This window comes from Chitinimonas koreensis (assembly GCF_014353015.1).
GTDB classification, from domain to species: Bacteria; Pseudomonadota; Gammaproteobacteria; order Burkholderiales; family Chitinimonadaceae; genus Chitinimonas; species Chitinimonas koreensis.
Genome location: NZ_CP060704.1, coordinates 2,049,534 through 2,066,819 on the forward strand (window position 1 = coordinate 2,049,534; position 17,286 = coordinate 2,066,819).

10 protein-coding genes and 1 CRISPR repeat array (1 of these 11 cut by a window edge) are annotated in these 17,286 nt (G+C 67.0%); of the genes, 7 read left to right on the top strand and 3 right to left on the bottom strand.

The features are described 5' to 3' along the window. Nucleotides 1-91: 91 nt before the first annotated feature. The 4 genes from H9L41_RS08965 to H9L41_RS08980 are packed head-to-tail and all read left to right on the top strand — an operon-like array spanning nt 92 to nt 5,448. Entirely contained in the window at nt 92-1,747 is a 1,656-nt protein-coding gene (locus H9L41_RS08965; RefSeq protein ID WP_187523762.1) for a PAS domain-containing protein, read from the top strand. Then, the gene (locus H9L41_RS24505) at nt 1,633-3,402 is read left to right on the top strand and encodes a PAS domain-containing protein (protein WP_265584029.1); all 1,770 of its coding nucleotides are present in this window, start codon (nt 1,633-1,635) and stop codon (nt 3,400-3,402) included. Before H9L41_RS08965 ends, H9L41_RS24505 begins: the two co-directional genes overlap by 115 nt. Further along, complete coding sequence (locus H9L41_RS08975) at nt 3,384-4,232, top strand: diguanylate cyclase (protein ID WP_265583975.1); 849 nt, start codon at nt 3,384-3,386, stop codon at nt 4,230-4,232. Before H9L41_RS24505 ends, H9L41_RS08975 begins: the two co-directional genes overlap by 19 nt. Nucleotides 4,233-4,263: 31 nt before the next feature. Then, a complete protein-coding gene (locus tag H9L41_RS08980; protein WP_028446639.1) occupies nt 4,264-5,448 on the top strand; it encodes a glycosyltransferase in 1,185 nt (394 codons plus the stop codon). Between the two features lie 241 nt (nt 5,449-5,689). Here the strand turns inward: H9L41_RS08980 and H9L41_RS08985 are convergent, their stop codons facing one another. After that, the gene (locus tag H9L41_RS08985; protein WP_028446640.1) at nt 5,690-8,233 is read right to left on the bottom strand and encodes an alkaline phosphatase D family protein; all 2,544 of its coding nucleotides are present in this window, start codon (nt 8,231-8,233) and stop codon (nt 5,690-5,692) included. Between the two features lie 380 nt (nt 8,234-8,613). Between H9L41_RS08985 and H9L41_RS08990 the strand changes: the two genes are divergently transcribed. Together H9L41_RS08990 and H9L41_RS08995 are read left to right on the top strand one after the other, a co-directional pair. Next, a complete protein-coding gene (locus tag H9L41_RS08990; protein WP_028446641.1) occupies nt 8,614-10,596 on the top strand; it encodes a methyl-accepting chemotaxis protein in 1,983 nt (660 codons plus the stop codon). Between the two features lie 58 nt (nt 10,597-10,654). Continuing rightward, nucleotides 10,655-11,053 carry a DUF3718 domain-containing protein gene (locus H9L41_RS08995; protein WP_051319097.1) on the top strand — a complete coding sequence of 133 codons (399 nt, stop codon included), beginning with the start codon at nt 10,655-10,657 and terminating at the stop codon, nt 11,051-11,053. Between the two features lie 88 nt (nt 11,054-11,141). Here the strand turns inward: H9L41_RS08995 and H9L41_RS09000 are convergent, their stop codons facing one another. Next, on the bottom strand, nt 11,142-11,537 hold the full coding sequence (locus tag H9L41_RS09000; RefSeq protein WP_028446642.1) for an RNA-binding S4 domain-containing protein: 396 nt from the start codon (nt 11,535-11,537) through the stop codon (nt 11,142-11,144). After that, a complete protein-coding gene (locus H9L41_RS09005) occupies nt 11,534-12,316 on the bottom strand; it encodes an SDR family NAD(P)-dependent oxidoreductase (RefSeq protein ID WP_028446643.1) in 783 nt (260 codons plus the stop codon). Before H9L41_RS09005 ends, H9L41_RS09000 begins: the two co-directional genes overlap by 4 nt. A gap of 209 nt (nt 12,317-12,525) precedes the next feature. Here H9L41_RS09005 and msrB point away from each other — a divergent pair, with 209 nt between their 5' ends. Then, nucleotides 12,526-12,927, top strand: coding sequence for a peptide-methionine (R)-S-oxide reductase MsrB (gene msrB / locus H9L41_RS09010; protein ID WP_028446644.1), 402 nt, complete (start codon nt 12,526-12,528; stop codon nt 12,925-12,927). Nucleotides 12,928-13,142: 215 nt separating this feature from the next. Next, a CRISPR array of direct repeats spans nt 13,143-17,286; the repeat unit is 37 nt; unit sequence GTTTCAATTCACAGCCGTCATCACTGACGGCTGAAAC; it runs 4,274 nt beyond the window's last position.

The window sequence follows — 17,286 nt, forward strand, 5'->3', positions numbered from 1 at the left end:
AAGCGCCGCACGTCAGATGCCGCGCCCATCTGCGCCTATATTGATGGCGAGCGCCATCGTCCACTTACCTGCCCTGAGCCCCTATCGCGACATGCCCATCGATCAACCGACACCGTCTCCGGCCGGCTGGCTTCGGCGCTTCGCGCAGATCTTCGTGCCGTTGGCGCTGCTGGCCGGCCTGAGCGGCCTGTGGTTATGGCACAACGAACGCGATGCGGCGGTCGAGCGGCTGGCCGAGCGCTCGCAGGCGATGCTCGGCCAGGCGCAGCAGGAGATCGGCCACACCATCGTGTCCGGCGCAGCCGACCTGTTGCTGCTGGCCAACGATCCCGACATCACCAGGCTGGTGGCCGAGCCCGAGACGCAATGGCGGCAGCGGCCCGAGCACTTCCTCGGCCTGCTCGCCTACAAGCCCTATTACGACCAGGTGCGGCTGCTCGACCTGGCCGGCCGCGAGCGGCTGCGCGTCGACCTCAACCGCGGCGACTCGGTGGTGGTGGCCGAGAACAGCCTGCAGGACAAGCACGAGCGCGGTTATTTCCGCGATGCGGTCGGCCTGTCGCGCGGCCGCATCTACCTGTCGCCGCTCGATCTCAATGTCGAGCATGGCCGGATCGAACGGCCCTACCGGCCGATGCTGCGGCTGGCTACCCCGGTGTTCGACCGCGAAGGCACGCGGCGCGGCGTGCTGGTGTTCAACATGGTGGCCGACCAGCTGTTCGAGCAATTGCGCCGGCTGGCCGGCGGCGAGGGCGAGCTGTGGCTGCTCGACGCCGGCGGCCAGTGGCTGATGGGCGGCGAGGAGGCCGACCGTTTCAGCCGCCAGACCGGCGCCGGCAAGCTGCTGGGCCAGCGCCTGCCGGCGCTGTGGGCGGCGATGGGCGAGCGCGAGCGCGGCTTCGTCGCGACCGACGACACGCTGTGGAGCTTCCACGCCATGCACCCGGAGCGCCCGGGCGGCCGCGGCGACCTGGCGCGGCTGCGGCTGCCGTTCGCCACCGACGCCAGCGGCGCCAGCCAGTGGTGGCTGGTGCTGCGCCAGCCGACCGCCAGCCTGGCCGGCTTCTACGACGAGGCGCGGCAGCTGACGCTGCTGTTCCTCGGCGGCGCGCTCGGCCTCGCGCTGCTGGCCGCCTCGGCGCTGGCGACGCTGAGCCGCCGCAACGCCTCGCGGCAGGCGCGCGAGGAGGCCTGGTACGCGCTGTTCGAACAGGCGCCGATCGGCGTGATGGTGCTCGACGCCGACTTCGCGCTGGTGCATGCCAACCCCTACTGGGCCCAGCTCAGCGGCATGCCGGTCGAGCTGGCGCGCGGCGAGGGCTGGTGGAGCCTGGTCGATCCGGCCGACGGCGACGCCATGCGCGAGGCGCTGGCGCGGGCGCGCAGCGAGGGCGACGTCTGGCTCGAATTCCGCATGCAGCGCCGCGACGGCGAGCAGCGCTGGATCGTCTGCCGCATCTCGACCAGCGGCGGGCCCGAGGGCGGCCGCGCGCGGCTGATCGTGAGCTGGGCCGACGCCCAGGAGCACAAGGACTACGAGAGCCGGCTCAGCCGCGCGCTCGAGCTGGCGCGCGGGTGGTCAACGGCAGCGGCGACCCGATCCTGGCGATCGACCGGCGCTGCCGCGTCAGCCTGGTCAACCCGGCGCTGGGCCAGGCCTTCGGCACGCTGTACGGCCGCGCGCCCGAGCCCGGCGACGCGCTGTTCGACTGGCTGCAGCCCTTCGCGGCCGACCATGCGGCGCTGATCGGCCATTTCAGCCGCGCGCTGCAGGGCGAGCACATCCAGGTCCGCATCACGCTGGGGCTGTCGCGGCGCGTCTTCGACGCTTCGCTCGGCCCGCTGCGCGACGGCGAGGGCGAGCTGGCCGGCGCCATCCTGTTCGCCCGCGACGTGACCGACATCTCGCGCATCCAGAGCCGTGTGGCGCGCAGCGAGGAGCTGTTCCGCGCGGTGTTCGCCGGCAGCCTGGACGCGGTGTTCGTGCTCGAGGCGGTGCGCGGCGACGACGGCCGCATCGTCGATTTCCGCTACCTCGAGGTGAACGGCCACGCGCTGGCGGCGCTGGGCCGCAGCCGCGAGGAGATGGTCGGCCGGCTGCAGTCCGAGGCCTATCCGGTAGCGCGCGCAGCCGGTTATTTCGACCGCTACGTGCGCGCGATCGAGAGCAGCGAGCCGTTCATCGAGGAGGCCTATCTCGAGCACGAGGGGCTGGCCGCCGGCTGGTACGAGAACCGGGTGGTGCCGATGGGCTGGGGCGTGACGCTGACCAGCCGCAACATCACCGCGCGCAAGCAGGCCGAGCTGGCGCTGGCCGGCAGCGAGGCGATGCAGCGCAACATCCTCGATTCCTCGCCCTACGCGATCATCGCGGTCGATCTGGACGGCCGCATCAGCCTGTTCAACCGCGCCGCCGAACGCATGCTCGGCTACTGGGCCGAGCAGGTGGTGGGCCGGCAGTCGCCGCTGGTGCTGCACGACAATGTCGAGATGGCGCGCTATGCCCAGGAGCTGGGCGCGCGGCTGGGCCGCGAGATCGAGCCGTCGCCGCAGATGTTCCTGCACGCCGCGGTGGCCGGCGGCGACACGCGCGAATGGACTTATGTGCGGCGCGACGGCAGCCGGCTGCCGGTGATGCTGACCAACAGCGTGCGGGTCGGGCCCGACGGCGAAGTGATCGGCACCATGGCGATCGCCTACGACATCAGCCGGCAGAAGGTGATCGAGGCCGAGCGCGACCGGCTGCACGCGGTGGTCGAGGCGCTGCCCGACATGGTCGGCGTCGCCTCGCTCGACGGCCGGGTGCTCTACCTGAACCAGGCCGGCCGCCGCCTGCGCGGCCTGGCGCCCGACGCGCCGCTGAGCGACATCGACGTGCTGGGCAACTACACCGAGTGGTCGCGCAACCTCCTGGTCAACATCGCCGTGCCGCAGGCGATCGCCGGCCGGCCCTGGCAGGGCGACACCCAGTGGGTGCTGCCGGACGGCCGGGTGATGGACACCCGCCAGCTGATCGTCGCGCCGCGCATGGACGGCCGCGACCCGACCTTCACCGCCACCATCGTGCACGACCTCAGCGAGGTGCGCGCGATGGAGGCCAAGATGGTGGAGGAGGACGCGCTGATCAACTCGATCCTGGAAAGCGTGCAGGACGCCATCGTAGTGGTGAACGAGGAGGGCCGCGTGCAGGCGCTCAACCCGGCGGTGGCCGAGCTGTTCGGCTACGGCCTGCACCGGGTGATGGGCCAGTCGATCGACATCCTGCTGCCCGACGGCCGGGCGGGAGGCGCGAAGGCTTCTTCCGCAGCCTGGTCGGCGACGGCGAGGACGGCGCCGAGGTCGGCCGCCGCATCGAGGTCGACGGCCGGCGCGAAGACGGCAGCGTGTTCGAGCTCGAGCTGACGCTGAGCGAGATCCAGCTCGGCAACAAGCGGCTCTATACCGCGGTGATGCGCGACATCTCCGAGCGCAAGGCCTTCGAGGCCAAGCTGATCGCCAACATCGACGAGCTCGAGACCATGCAGCAGGCGCTCAACGCCGCCAACGCCCAGCTGCTCGAAGCCAATATGGAACTCGGCCGCATCGCCCAGCAGGACGGCCTGACCGGCGTCGCCAACCGGCGCGCCTTCGATTCGAGGCTGGCGCACGAATGGGCGCGGGCGGCGCGCAGCGGCGACACGCTGGCGATCCTGATGCTCGATGTCGACCACTTCAAGAAGTACAACGACGGCTACGGCCACCAGCTCGGCGACGACTGCCTCAAGCGGGTGGCGGCCATCCTGCGCCAGGCGCCCGAACGGCCCGGCGACTTCGTCGCGCGCTACGGCGGCGAGGAGTTCGTCATCCTCCTGCCGGGCACCGACGCGCCCGGCGCGCGCCGGGTGGCCGAACGGATCCGCGACGGCCTGATCGCGGCCGGCATCCCGCATGCCTTCTCGCCGACCGCCCCGCACGTGACCACCAGCATCGGCATCGCCGTGATGCGCCCGCGCGTGGGGCCGACCCGGCCCGCCTGGTGGCGGCGGCCGACGAGGCGCTCTACGCGGCCAAGGACGCCGGCCGCGACCGCGCGGTGCTGGCGGGGGACTGAGCGCCGGCGCCGGCCGCGGCGGAGGCCGGGCCTCGCCGGGCTGCGCGGCGCGGCCGACTCCTCCGAGACGGGCCGGCGCCGCAGCCGGCCGGCCGGCGCGCCGCCGCTCCCTTGTCATCCGCCCGTCACGCGCCGCCGCTAGCGTGCAGCCATTTGACCTCCGGGAAAATGCGATGCGCGTGCTGATGGTGTCCGATGTCTACTTTCCGCGGGTCAACGGCGTCTCGACCTCGATCCAGACCTTCCGCCGCGAGCTGCCCGGCCACGGCGTCGAGGTCGACCTGGTGGTGCCGGCCTACCCGAACGAGACGGCCGAGCCCGGCCTGATGCGCGTGCCGTCGCGCTACCTCGCCTTCGATCCCGAAGACCGCATGATGCGGCGCGGCCAGCTGCGCCGGCTGCTGCCGCGGCTGCGCGAGACCGGCTACGACCTCGTCCACATCCAGACCCCCTTCGTCGCCCACTACGCCGGACTCGAGCTGGCGCAGGCGCTGTCGCTGCCGACGGTCGCCACCTACCACACCTTCTTCGAGGAATACCTGCACCACTACGCGCGCATCCTGCCGGCCGGCTTCACCCGCGCCATCGCGCGGCGCTTCTCGCGCAGCCAGTGCAACGCTACCGACGGCGTGATCGCGCCGTCGACCGCCATGCGCGACGCGTTGCGCGGCTACGGCGTCGAGGTGCCGATCGAGGTGATCCCGACCGGCATCCCGCTCGGCCAGTTCAGCGCCGGCGACGGCGCGGGCTTCCGCCGCCGCAACGACATCGGCGCCGAGCGCGAGGTGGCGCTGTTCGTCGGCCGCGTCGCCCACGAGAAGAACATCGACCTGCTGCTGCATGCGGCCCACCGGGTCCGCCAGCAGCGGCCCGACTTCCTGCTGCTGATCGCCGGCGAGGGCCCGGCCCAGGCGCACCTGGAGGCGCTGGCCAAGCGGCTCGAGCTCGGCCGCCACGTGCGCTTCATCGGCTACCTCGATCGCGCCGGCGGCCTGGTCGACTGCTATGCGGCGGCCGACCTGTTCGCCTTCGGCTCGACCACCGAGACGCAGGGCCTGGTGCTGCTCGAAGCGATGGCGATGGGCCTGCCGGTGGTCGCCATCCCGGCCATGGGCGCGCACGACATCCTGTCGCCGGGTCTCGGCTGCGCCTGCGCCAGCGACGATGCCGACGACTTCGCCGCCAGGCTGGTCGACCTGCTGGCCGACCCGGACCGCCGCGCCGAGCTGGCCGGCGAGGCGCGCCAGTACGCGAAGCGCTGGAGCGCGCCGGCCACGGCCGAGCGTCTGGGCGGCTTCTACCGGCGCGTGCTGGCGGGGCAGGCGGCCGGCGTGCCGCTGCCGCAGGCCGGCGGCTGAATGCGGTTTCCGCCGGCGCGATCCGTCGTCGAGCTTTCCTGCAGGAGCGGCTTCAGCCGCGAAGACGCCAGTTCCACCGCCACCGTTCGCGGCTGAAGCCGCTCCTGCGGTGAACGGCCGTCGCAGGTCGGGCATCAAGCCCGACCTGCCGAGCGGTTTGGCGCCCGTGCGCTTATCGGACCGACAAGCAAAAACGCCCCGCACGAAGCGGGGCGTTTGAGCGATGAGGCCGCGATCGAGATCAGGAGATCGTGACCGCCGCCACATCCTTGGCCACCGTCGCCGTGGTCACCTTGGCCACCACGGTCGCGGGCGCGTTGCCGGCCACCAGCTTGTTCACCTGGCGGAACTCGCAGCTCAGGCCGGCCGGGGTCAGCGTCACCAGCGCGTAGCCCTGCGCGTCGGTATTGGCCAGCGCCAGCCACGGGTTGCTGTTCATGCCGGCCAGTTGCTGCGCCAGCGGCACCAGCTGGCCGGTGAAGCTCGGGCTGGCCTGCAGCGAGGTCAGCACGGCCGTGGTGGTGACGTCGAGCTGGGCCTCGGGCACGCCCTTGGCGCCCAGCGCGCCGCGCAACTGCACGCGCAGGCCTTCGGCCAGCGAGGCGGCGGTCACGGCCGAGGCGCGCAGCGTGTGGTCGAGCAGGTTGACCTTGAGGTCGACCGTGCCCAGGCCGGTCACCGGGATGCTCAGCGGGTAGTAGACCAGCGTGGCCAGGTCCGACGACAGGCTGCCCACCGCGTCGCGCAGGTAGCTGAAGAAGGAGTCCGAGCTCACCCCGGCGGTCACCAGGTCGACCATCACCGGCGTGCCGCCGCCGGCCGCCGTGTAGTCGTCGTTCACCGTGCCGGCATAGAAGGCGTGGATGTCGCCGGTCAGCGCGACCACGTTCTTGATGCTGTTGTCCTTGAGATGCTTCATCAGCGCCTTGCGCTCGGCGTTGTAGCCGTCCCACTGGTCGGCGTTCAGCACGAAGCGGGTGAAGTAGGGCGTCAGGCCCGCCTTCTTGTCGGCCGGGATGAAGGGCGAGTTCTGCTTGAGCGCCACCACGTTGGGCTTGATGAAGCCGAAGGCGATCACCTGGGCGCCGGCGACGGCCTGGGTGGCCGCACCGGCCGGCGCGGCGGCGCGGGCGGCCAGGTAGGCCTGCACCGTCACGCCGATCTGGGTGGCATCGGTGAAGCCGGCCGTGGCCATGGCGCCGGCCAGGGTGGCCTGGTCGGCCGTGCCGCCGGCCATGCCGTCGGCCGTGGCCAGCGCGCCGACCGCGGTGGTGGCCTGGGCGTCGTTGCCGCCGGTGGTCTTGACCGCCACGAAAGCGGCGCCGCGCGGCGTGCTGCCGGTGGCCGTGGCGGCCTGGCCGATGCCGGTGGCCAGCGTGGCGACGGCCTGCAGCGCCAGCAGCGTGGCGATGGCGGTGGTGCCGTCGACGCCCATCTTCAGCAGCGAGACCTCGTTGCCCCACAGCTTCCAGGTGGCGGCCGAGCCCTTCATGGTGGTCTTCCACCAGTCGCGCTGGGTCTGGCCGAGGATCGAGACGAAGATCAGCTCGTCCGGCAGCTTGCCGACGGTGGCGGCGATCTTCTGCGCCTCGACCGCGGCCAGCGTGGCTTCCGGCACCATGTAGCGGGCGCCGATGCTGCCGACGGGATTGCCGGTGGCCGGGTTCGGCGCGGCTTCGGGGATCACGTGGTCGGTGCGGTACAGCCGCTCGTCGGTCATCACCAGGTGGGCCAGCTTGCCGAACTGCAGCTCGCGGTAGATCTTGACGTTGAAGTAGCTGTCGCGCGGATCGGTCGAGAAGAAGATGTCGGCCGGCATGTACTCGTACCAGGCCTGGTTGGCCTCGCGGCGGCGGGTCGGCTGGTGCTCGTTGTCGCCGCCGGTGGCGCTGACGGTGCCGTTGGTATAGGTCTGCGCGTCGTTCCAGCAGTCGTCGCTGAACTCGTGGTCGTCCCACACCGCGATGATGGCGAAGCGCTCGTGCACCGCCTGCAGGCGCGCGTCGGTGCGGTACTTCTTGTACAGGTAGCGGTAGTCGGCCAGCGTGGTGGCGTACTTGGCGTCGCTGCCGGCGCTCTTGAGCGTGCCGTTGGGCAGCGTCAGCGCAGTGTGGGCGGACTCGACCGCGCCGACCTGGAAGGCCTCGCCGACCGTCTCGTAGATGTAGTCGCCGAGGTGGACGAAGAAGTCGATGTTCTCGTCCTTGAGCGTGCTGTAGGCGCCCCAGTGGTTGATGCTCCAGTCCTGGCAGCTGAGGAAGGCGAACTTGAGCTGGGCGACGTCGGCGTCCTTGGCCGGCGCGGTCTTGAAGCGGCCGACCTTGGAGCGCACGTCGCCGGCGACGAACTGGTAGTAGTAGGTCTTGCCGGCCGACAGCCCGGTCACCTTGTGGCGCACGGTGTTGTCGTACTGGGCGTAGACCGGGACGGCGGCGTCGACCGCCAGCGTGCCGGTCAGCGCGCCGGTGGTGCCGATCTTGGCGGCGTTGTCGGCGTCGGTGACCTGGACCTTGATGGTGAGATTGGCGGCAGTGCCGGCAGTGGCCACGTCGTCGGCGCTGGTCGGCACCACGCGCGTCCACAGCATGATGCTGTCCGGGCGCGGATCGCCCGAGGCCACGCTCTGCGGGAACTTCCAGTTGCTGCCGGTGGCGGCTGGCGCATCAGGCGTGGTCGGCATCGGCGAGTTGGTGTTGCCGTCGTTGCCGCCGCAGCCGGCCAGGCCCGCGGTCGCGGCCGACACGGTGACGAAGCTGCCGAATTTCAGAAAATGCCGTCTATCCATCATCTCTCTCCATGATTTGGTGTTCGGTTCCATTGACGATCTGCCTGGCCATCGCCTAAACCAAATCAAACAATAGAAGCCGATCCGGCTGCGGGCAGCCGGAATCGCGATTTGACCAAGCAAACGCTCAAATTAGCAGGACGGCATTGCGTTTTCTTTGCACCGCGTGGTGCCGATGCCACATCGCGTCACTCAATATGCATTTTTGCCGCATGCGTGGCGTAGTTACGACACCCCGGCATTCATGACCCCGGCATGGCTACCCTATGGTTGAATCATGAACTGCTAATAGATAACGCCTCGGCAGGCCGCGGTACCGAATGAGACCGGTATCGTCGACCGTAGCGAGGCGTTTGGTACATCTGTAAAGGGAGAAACGGATGTTCTCGCGACTTACCGTCGTTCAGCGCATTGCCACCGGTTTTTTCGTCGTTGCGGCGCTCTTGCTCGCGGTCGGGCTGACCGGCCTGTTCGGCCAGGCCAGCATGAGCCGCAGCCTTTCCAACGTCAGCGAAGCCACTCAATTGCGCGGCCATAGCCAGTCGGTGCTGGTCGCCCTGCTCGAAACCGGCCGCCTGGCCGACGGCTATCACGCCAGCCGCGACGCCGGCGAGCTCGCCGCGCTCGAGGCGCGCTATGCCGACACCGCCAAGCGGATCGGCCAGTTGCGCCAGGATCTGCAGGGCCTCGGCGCCAACGACGAGGCGCTCAACAGCGCGGCGCGCCGCTTCGGCGACGGCATCGTCTCGGTGCAGCAGGCGGCCGATGCGCTGTTCGCCTCGCACAAGCAGTTCGCCGAGCTGCTGCCCAAGCTCAAGTCCGCCCGCGGCCAGCTCGAGGACAGCGCCGACGAGCTCGACGGCCTGATCGCCGACGCGCTCGACAGCCACGCCGGCAAGCCCGACGTGCTGAACAAGCTGCGCCGCGACGTGAAGCGCGCGGTGCTGGTGGCGACCGAGGCGCTGCAGCAGAACAAGCTCGAATCGGCCCGCATCGCCGCCAAGGACGTCGCGCCGGTGGCGGCCGACATCCGCGCCGGCTACGAGGCGGTCGGCGAGGCCAAGCCGGTGGCCGACATCCACGAGCTGCTCGGCGACTACCTGGCCGTGCTCGAGGGCGACAAGGCGCTGATGCCGACCTACGTGCGCTCGCTCGAGCAGGACGCCGAGTCGCTCAAGGCGCTGGCGCTGCTGAACCAGCGCATCGAGGAGACGCGCAAGCAGCTCGACCAGGTCGGCAAGCTGGCCGGCGAGCGCGTCGCGGCGGCCAAGCAGAGCGCCGACCGCAGCAGCGGCTTCGCCATGGCCGCCATCGTGGTCATGAGCCTGGCCGCGCTGGGCATCGCGCTGGTCACCGCGCTGTGGGTCACCAACAGCATCCGCAAGCCGCTGGCCCTGGTGGTGGCGCAGCTGCGCCGCATCGCCGAGGGCGACATGACGCGCCGCGTCGAGGTGAAGAGCCGCGACGAATTCGGCGAGCTGGCGCGCTGGACCAACGAGCTGACCGATCGGCTGCGCGCCATGCTGGTCGACATCGCCAGCGGCGCGGTGAAGCTGGCCGAGGCCAGCGAGCAGAGCGCCACCATCACCGCCCAGACCAGCAGCGGCATCGAGAACCAGAAGCGCCAGACCGACGAGATGGTGCGCGAGATGGCCGCCATGACCGACAGCGTGCGCGCGGTGGCCGAAGGCGCCGACCGCACGCTGGCCGAGATCCGCGCCGCGCGCGGGATCGCCGAGCGCGGCCAGGACGTGGTGACCGCCAACATCCAGACCATCGAGCAACTGGCCGGCCATATCCAGTCGACCGCCGAGGTGGTGACGCGGCTGGACGGCTACAGCAAGGACATCGGCCGCATCCTGACCGTGATCGGCGACATCGCCGAGCAGACCAACCTGCTGGCGCTCAATGCCGCGATCGAGGCGGCGCGCGCCGGTGAGCAGGGCCGCGGCTTCGCCGTGGTGGCCGACGAGGTGCGCACGCTGGCCAGCCGCACGCGCGAATCCACCGGCGAGATCCAGTCGGTGATCACCCGCCTGCAGGCCGGCGTGAAGGACGCGGTCGGCGCCATGACGCAGAGCCGCAGCGGCACGGTGGCCAGCGTCGAGCAGGCCGGCGAGGCCGGCCGCGCGCTGGCTGCCATCCTCTCCAGCATGCGCCAGGTCGACAGCATGAGCGGCGAGATCGCCCAGGCCGCCGACGCGCAGTCGGCCACCACCCGCCACCTGCACAAGGGCGTGGTCGGCATCAGCGAGATCGCCGAGCAGACCGCCGTCGGCGCCAACCAGACCGCCGCCTCGAGCCGCGAGCTGTCGCAACTGGCCGAACGGCTGCAGCGCCAGGTCGCGCAGTTCCAGGTCTGAGCCCGGAACGCACGAGATGAATACCCAGTACCAAGCCATTGCAAAGGAATCCCGCGCCATGACCAACAGACTCTGGCTTTGCCTCGCGGCGACCGCGCTCGTGGCCGGCGCCCAGGCCGACGACGACCTGCGTGCCCTGCAGAAGATCTGCGACTACATCAAGGTGGACGACCGTTCGAGCCTGCGCCGCACGCTCGACGAGACCGAGGTCGACCTGCGCCGCGAATACGGCGACTTCAAGTGCGGCAAGTACAGCCTCCTGCGCTATGCCGCGCTCAGCGGCTCGCTCGAGGCGGCCACGCTGCTGGTCAGCAAGGCCGGCAAGAAGGCGATCGGCGAGAAGGAAGGCGACGGCATGAACGCGATCGAATGGGCGCAGAAACAGGCCGACGGTGCCGACGCCGGGCTCAAGCCCAAGATCAAGGCGGTGGTGGAGTTGATGCAGTCCAAGCAGTGACGCGTCGGCAGTACGCGCCAACCCGAAAACAGACAGGCCACCGCAAGGTGGCCTGTTCGTTTCGAGGGCGAGCCGAGGCGGCGGGGTTTCAGTCCTGCCCGCGCTCGAACGACTGCAGTTGCCGCCGCCACTTCTTGGTCGGCCGGCCGCGCACGTCGGGATGGTCGAACTGCGGCGCCAGCGCCTGTTCCTCGCGGCGCCGCTCGCGCGCCGCCTGGCTGGCCTCGGTTTCGCGATAGAGCTGGCGCGCGGTCTCGGCCGGGCCGCGCTGCTCGCTCAGCGCGAGCACCTCGACTTCGAATTCGCCGTGCGGCGCCAGGATGCGCAGCGTGTCGCCGGGCTTGAGCTGGCGTGCCGGCTTGGCGCGTTCACCGCCGAGGTGGACATGGCCGGCCTCGATCGCCGTGACGGCCAGGCTGCGCGTCTTGAAGAAGCGCGCGGCCCACAGCCACTTGTCGAGGCGGACGGCGACGGGCTGGCTCAAGCGGCGGCCTCGCCGACGGTGTCGGCCGGGTTGAAGCGGAAGGTCTGGCCGCGCACCTCGCGGCTGGCCGGGCCGGCCAGCCAGAGGAAGGCCGGCGCCATCTCGGCGGCGGCGGGCATCGCGTCCTTGTTCTCGGCCGGATGGGTCTTGGTGCGGAACGGCGACTTCACCGGGCCCGGCACCAGCACGTTGACGCGCGGGAAGGGCGGCTTGTCCCACTCGTCGGCCGCCACTGCCGCCAGCGCGGCCTGGCCGGCACGGGTGGTGACGAAGCCGCCCCAGTAGGCCTTCGGGTCGAAGGCATGCTGTTCGACCACGAACAGCACGCTGGCGTCGTCGGCGCGCTTGAGCAGCGGCAGCGCGGCGCGGGTGATGGCGAACGGCGCGGCCACGTTGGCGCGGTACATCGACACCCATTCCTCGAGCTTCTGGTTGACCAGCGGCGACAGGTGGTTGAAACCGTTGGCGCAATGAACGATGCCGTCGAGCTGGTCGAATTCCTTCCAGATCAGGTTGGCGAAGTTCACGCAGTCCTGGTCGCCCATTGCCGCCAGGTCGACCGGGATGGCGGCCGGCTTGGCGCCGCCTGCGGCCTCGATGGCGTCGTAGACGCGGCCGAGCTTCTTCTCGTTGCGGCCGGTCAGCACCACGGTCGCGCCGTGGGCGGCCAGCGCCAGCGCGGCCACCTCGCCCAGGCCCTGGCCGGCGCCGGTGACGAGGATGACGCGGTCCTTGAGGTAATCGGCGGGCGGGGCGAAGTCTTGCCAGGGCTGCTGCATGTCAGTTTCTTGCATGGAGTTCGACGAAGACGGCAAGTCTAGCATGGCGCCCCAGCCGGGCTTTGCGGTGGCGCAAGCGGCTTGCAATCGGCGCGATCGTGCACCATCTAGACAGGACGAGGTCCCAACCATGCGCAGGGCCCGAGGCCGGCCAGCCCGGCCGCGACGGCCTGTCCGCATGCAACCCCTGCTGACGATCGGAGTTCCCCATGGCCAAAGTGGTCAAGACCGACGCCGAATGGCGTGCCCAGCTGAGCGAGACGCAGTACCGCGTCACCCGCCACGCCCACACCGAGCCGCCCTTCACCGGCATCTACTGGGACACCGAGACGCCCGGCACCTACAACTGCATCTGCTGCGGCACGCCGCTGTTCGTCTCCGGCACCAAGTTCGACGCCGGCTGCGGCTGGCCCAGCTTCTGGCAGGCGCTGCCCGGCGTGGTGGCCGAAAAGGTCGATACCAGTCACGGCATGGTGCGCACCGAGATCCTGTGCGCGGTGTGCGATGCGCATCTGGGGCATGTGTTTCCCGACGGGCCGGGGCCGACCGGGTTGCGGTATTGCGTGAATTCGGCGTCGATTGACCTGGACGCAGGAACGAAGACTGAATAATTGAGGTCGAGGTGGCGATGACTGTTTCGTTTATGGTAGTCATTTTTGAGGGCTGAAGCCGTACCGGTATAAGCCGATATATGCGCCGCTGAAGTGCTAGCAGCTGTCATCACTGACGGCTGAAACCGGACAACGTGCTGGCGTACGCGCTGGTCAGATGGTTTCAATTCACGGCTGGAACCCGAGCTATCGGGTGCGCGCATGAAATTCAAATGGTCTCAATTCACAGCCGTCATTACTGACGGCTGAAACGCAACGCTCCGCTGGATAAAAGAGATGGCGCACAAGTTTCAATTCACAGCCATCATCACTGACGGCTGAAACGTCGTCGATGAACTGGCACAGGTACAGCTGCGCGTTTCAATTCACAGCCGTCATCACTGACGGCTGAAACGGTCCGCACGGTCGAGCGCGGCTGGGTGCGGCTGTGGTTTCAATTCACAGCCGTCATCACTGACGGCTGAAACTCGGCGCGGTCGACCTCGAGCTCGACGATGGGCTGTTTCAAATCACAGCCGTCATCACTGACGGCTGAAACGCACCAGCTGGCCGAGTAGCCCCTGGATGCTCCAGTTTCAATTCACAGCCGTCATCACTGACGGCTGAAACTATCCAAGTGCAGCAGGCAGTCATTCTGGAGGCATGTTTCAATTTACAGCCGTCATCACTGACGGCTGAAACACGACCAACGTGGACTTGATCCGCATCCGAAGCGGTTTCAATTCACAGCGGTCATCACTGACGGCTGAAACGTCCACGACACGTCGACGCCGTCGACGTCCACGATGTTTCAATTCACAGCCGTCATCACTGACGGCTGAAACCGACGATCACTGCCCGGCGCAACGTCGCAACGGCGTTTCAATTCACAGCCGTCATCACTGACGGCTGAAACCGATCACACGGGCGAATTTCGCCACGTAGCCGATGTTTCAATTCACAGCCGTTATCACTGACGGCTGAAACGCTTTCGCGAGTGGATCGGCGAACGCGTGCTGCAGTTTCAATTCACAGCCGTCATCACTGACGGCTGAAACATGCGGCAGCCCTTGAGCTGCTGCGCCGCAATCCGTTTCAATTCACAGCCGTCATCGCTGACGGCTGAAACATGTGGACTTCGACAGGGGTCATGCTCGTCTCCTGTTTCAATTCACAGCCGTCATCACTGACGGCTGAAACCAATCGTGCGTTCGAATCATGAGGGCTGTTCAAAGTTTCAATTCACAGCCGTCATCACTGACGGCTGAAACGACCATCAACTACGGCAACGGCAACACCACCGAGTTTCAATTCACAGCCGTCATCACTGACGGCTGAAACTGCGCTGGCCGCCGGCACTCGAGGCGACAACCTGTTTCAATTCACAGCCGTCATCACTGACGGCTGAAACCGGCAGCACCTGGCCGCCGGCGCGGGTCCACACCAGTTTCAATTCACAGCCGTCATCACTGACGGCTGAAACCTGCCGACGTTCGCCGTCGCGCCAGGAATGGCCGGTTTCAATTCACAGCCGTCATCACTGACGGCTGAAATCCCAGCGCAGCGGATCGTTCCAGTGCCGATCGCCGTTTCAATTCACAGCCGTCATCACTGACGGCTGAAACCTGCCGACGTTCGCCGTCGCGCCAGGAATGGCCGGTTTCAATTCACAGCCGTCATCACTGACGGCTGAAATCCCAGCGCAGCGGATCGTTCCAGTGCCGATCGCCGTTTCAATTCACAGCCGTCATCACTGACGGCTGAAACCGTCAAGGTGCGCTGCTGGGATTCCGGCCGTGTTGTTTCAATTCACAGCCGTCATCACTGACGGCTGAAACGACGAGACGGCATCGTGATGCGCGCTCTGCTCGCGTTTCAATTCACAGCCGTCATCACTGACGGCTGAAACAGATGTCCGGCTCCGGGTGGGCCGGCGACAGCAAGTTTCAATTCACAGCCGTCATCACTGACGGCTGAAACCAACCTTCCGGTCCCGAGATGCCGGTGAGCGGAGTTTCAATTCACAGCCGTCATCACTGACGGCTGAAACTTCCGCAACCTGCTGCTGTACGCGCCGAACGGCAAGTTTCAATTCACAGCCGTCATCACTGACGGCTGAAACTATCGGTGGCCGGGGTGTAGAGGCCCAGGAACTTGTTTCAATTCACAGCCGTCATCACTGACGGCTGAAACTCGGGTGGTATTTCGATGGACATGTCACCGTCAAGTTTCAATTCACAGCCGTCATCACTGACGGCTGAAACCTGTTCCGCCTGAGCAGATCGAGCCGCTGCAGTGGTTTCAATTCACAGCCGTCATCACTGACGGCTGAAACCCTGGATCGGGCCGGTCAATACGTGGCTGCAATCGTTTCAATTCACAGCCGTCATCACTGACGGCTGAAACTGCCTCGGCCTGCTCCTCGATACCGGACCAGCTCAAGTTTCAATTCACAGCCGTCATCACTGACGGCTGAAACGCCGGCTGCGCAACGCGATCGCCGGCGCCTACGTTTCAATTCACAGCCGTCATCACTGACGGCTGAAACGCGCAGTAGTCGCGGTCGACGTCGCAGCGCGAGCAGTTTCAATTCACAGCCGTCATCACTGACGGCTGAAACAGTGCACCTGCCGGCGGTGAGTACCGGCCGAAGAGTTTCAATTCACAGCCGTCATCACTGACGGCTGAAACCCCCGATTCGGCGCGGCCGTGGGCGCGCTCGGAGAGTTTCAATTCACAGCCGTCATCACTGACGGCTGAAACAGCGGGCGCTGATGCGGCGGCACCTCACTCGCGGGTTTCAATTCACAGCCGTCATCACTGACGGCTGAAACTAGACCGCGCTGACACCCGCCGAGATGGTCTGCGCGTTTCAATTCACAGCCGTCATCACTGACGGCTGAAACAAAGGTAGACCGCGCACGAACGGCCTGCAGGCCGTGTTTCAATTCACAGCCGTCATCACTGACGGCTGAAACCGTGGCGAACCGCCAGGCGCGCGCCGCGGCCGACGTTTCAATTCACAGCCGTCATCACTGACGGCTGAAACCGCGGCGAAGCCGGATCGCCTCATGGTGTGGGACACGTTTCAATTCACAGCCGTCATCACTGACGGCTGAAACAGGTGTTGCCCTTTCGGTCGCTGAAATCGCTGCTGTTTCAATTCACAGCCGTCATCACTGACGGCTGAAACGAAGCTGCCGCGGCGGTTATTGGGCTTCACCGAGTTTCAATTCACAGCCGTCATCACTGACGGCTGAAACCCAATTCCACCTGCCCCAGCACCTCGACGTACTGGTTTCAATTCACAGCCGTCATCACTGACGGCTGAAACACCATCACGCCGGCCATGCTGGCCGAGATGGTCAAGTTTCAATTCACAGCCGTCATCACTGACGGCTGAAACCGACGACGGGCAGGCGCTCGGCGCCGGCGCGCTTGTTTCAATTCACAGCCGTCATCACTGACGGCTGAAACGACTGGGGGCGCGGCAGTGCGGCCGGTTACATCGCGTTTCAATTCACAGCCGTCATCACTGACGGCTGAAACGGCGATGGCGGCAAGCGCGCTGCCGGTGATGCAGTTTCAATTCACAGCCGTCATCACTGACGGCTGAAACCTGGAAGGTCTGTTCCTGCGCCTTGCTGAAATTGTTTCAATTCACAGCCGTCATCACTGACGGCTGAAACCGTCGGCGGCACGATCACGAGCACCGGGACGACGTTTCAATTCACAGCCGTCATCACTGACGGCTGAAACGACTATTTCGATCCGGCCCGCCAGCCCATCGACTGGTTTCAATTCACAGCCGTCATCACTGACGGCTGAAACGCCGAGAACGACGCCACCGCGCTGCGGATGATCCAGTTTCAATTCACAGCCGTCATCACTGACGGCTGAAACCAGCGAGCTCGGCGAGGCTGCCCTGCTCGCCGTAGTTTCAATTCACAGCCGTCATCACTGACGGCTGAAACTCGCGCCCTCGATCGTCGGCGAGCTCGAGTAGTAGTTTCAATTCACAGCCGTCATCACTGACGGCTGAAACACCTGCTGCCGCTCGAATACATCGAGCGAGACATGTTTCAATTCACAGCCGTCATCACTGACGGCTGAAACTATGTCTTCGTATCTGTCGGCTTCTTCCGCCGTGTTTCAATTCACAGCCGTCATCACTGACGGCTGAAACCTGCGTCGCAACATGGCGCCGCAGCAGGTGTAAGTTTCAATTCACAGCCGTCATCACTGACGGCTGAAACCCTATCCCTGGCTCGGCGCCATCACCAATTTCCGGTTTCAATTCACAGCCGTCATCACTGACGGCTGAAACGTTGGTGAGGTCGGCGACGGCACGTCGATTGGCGAGTTTCAATTCACAGCCGT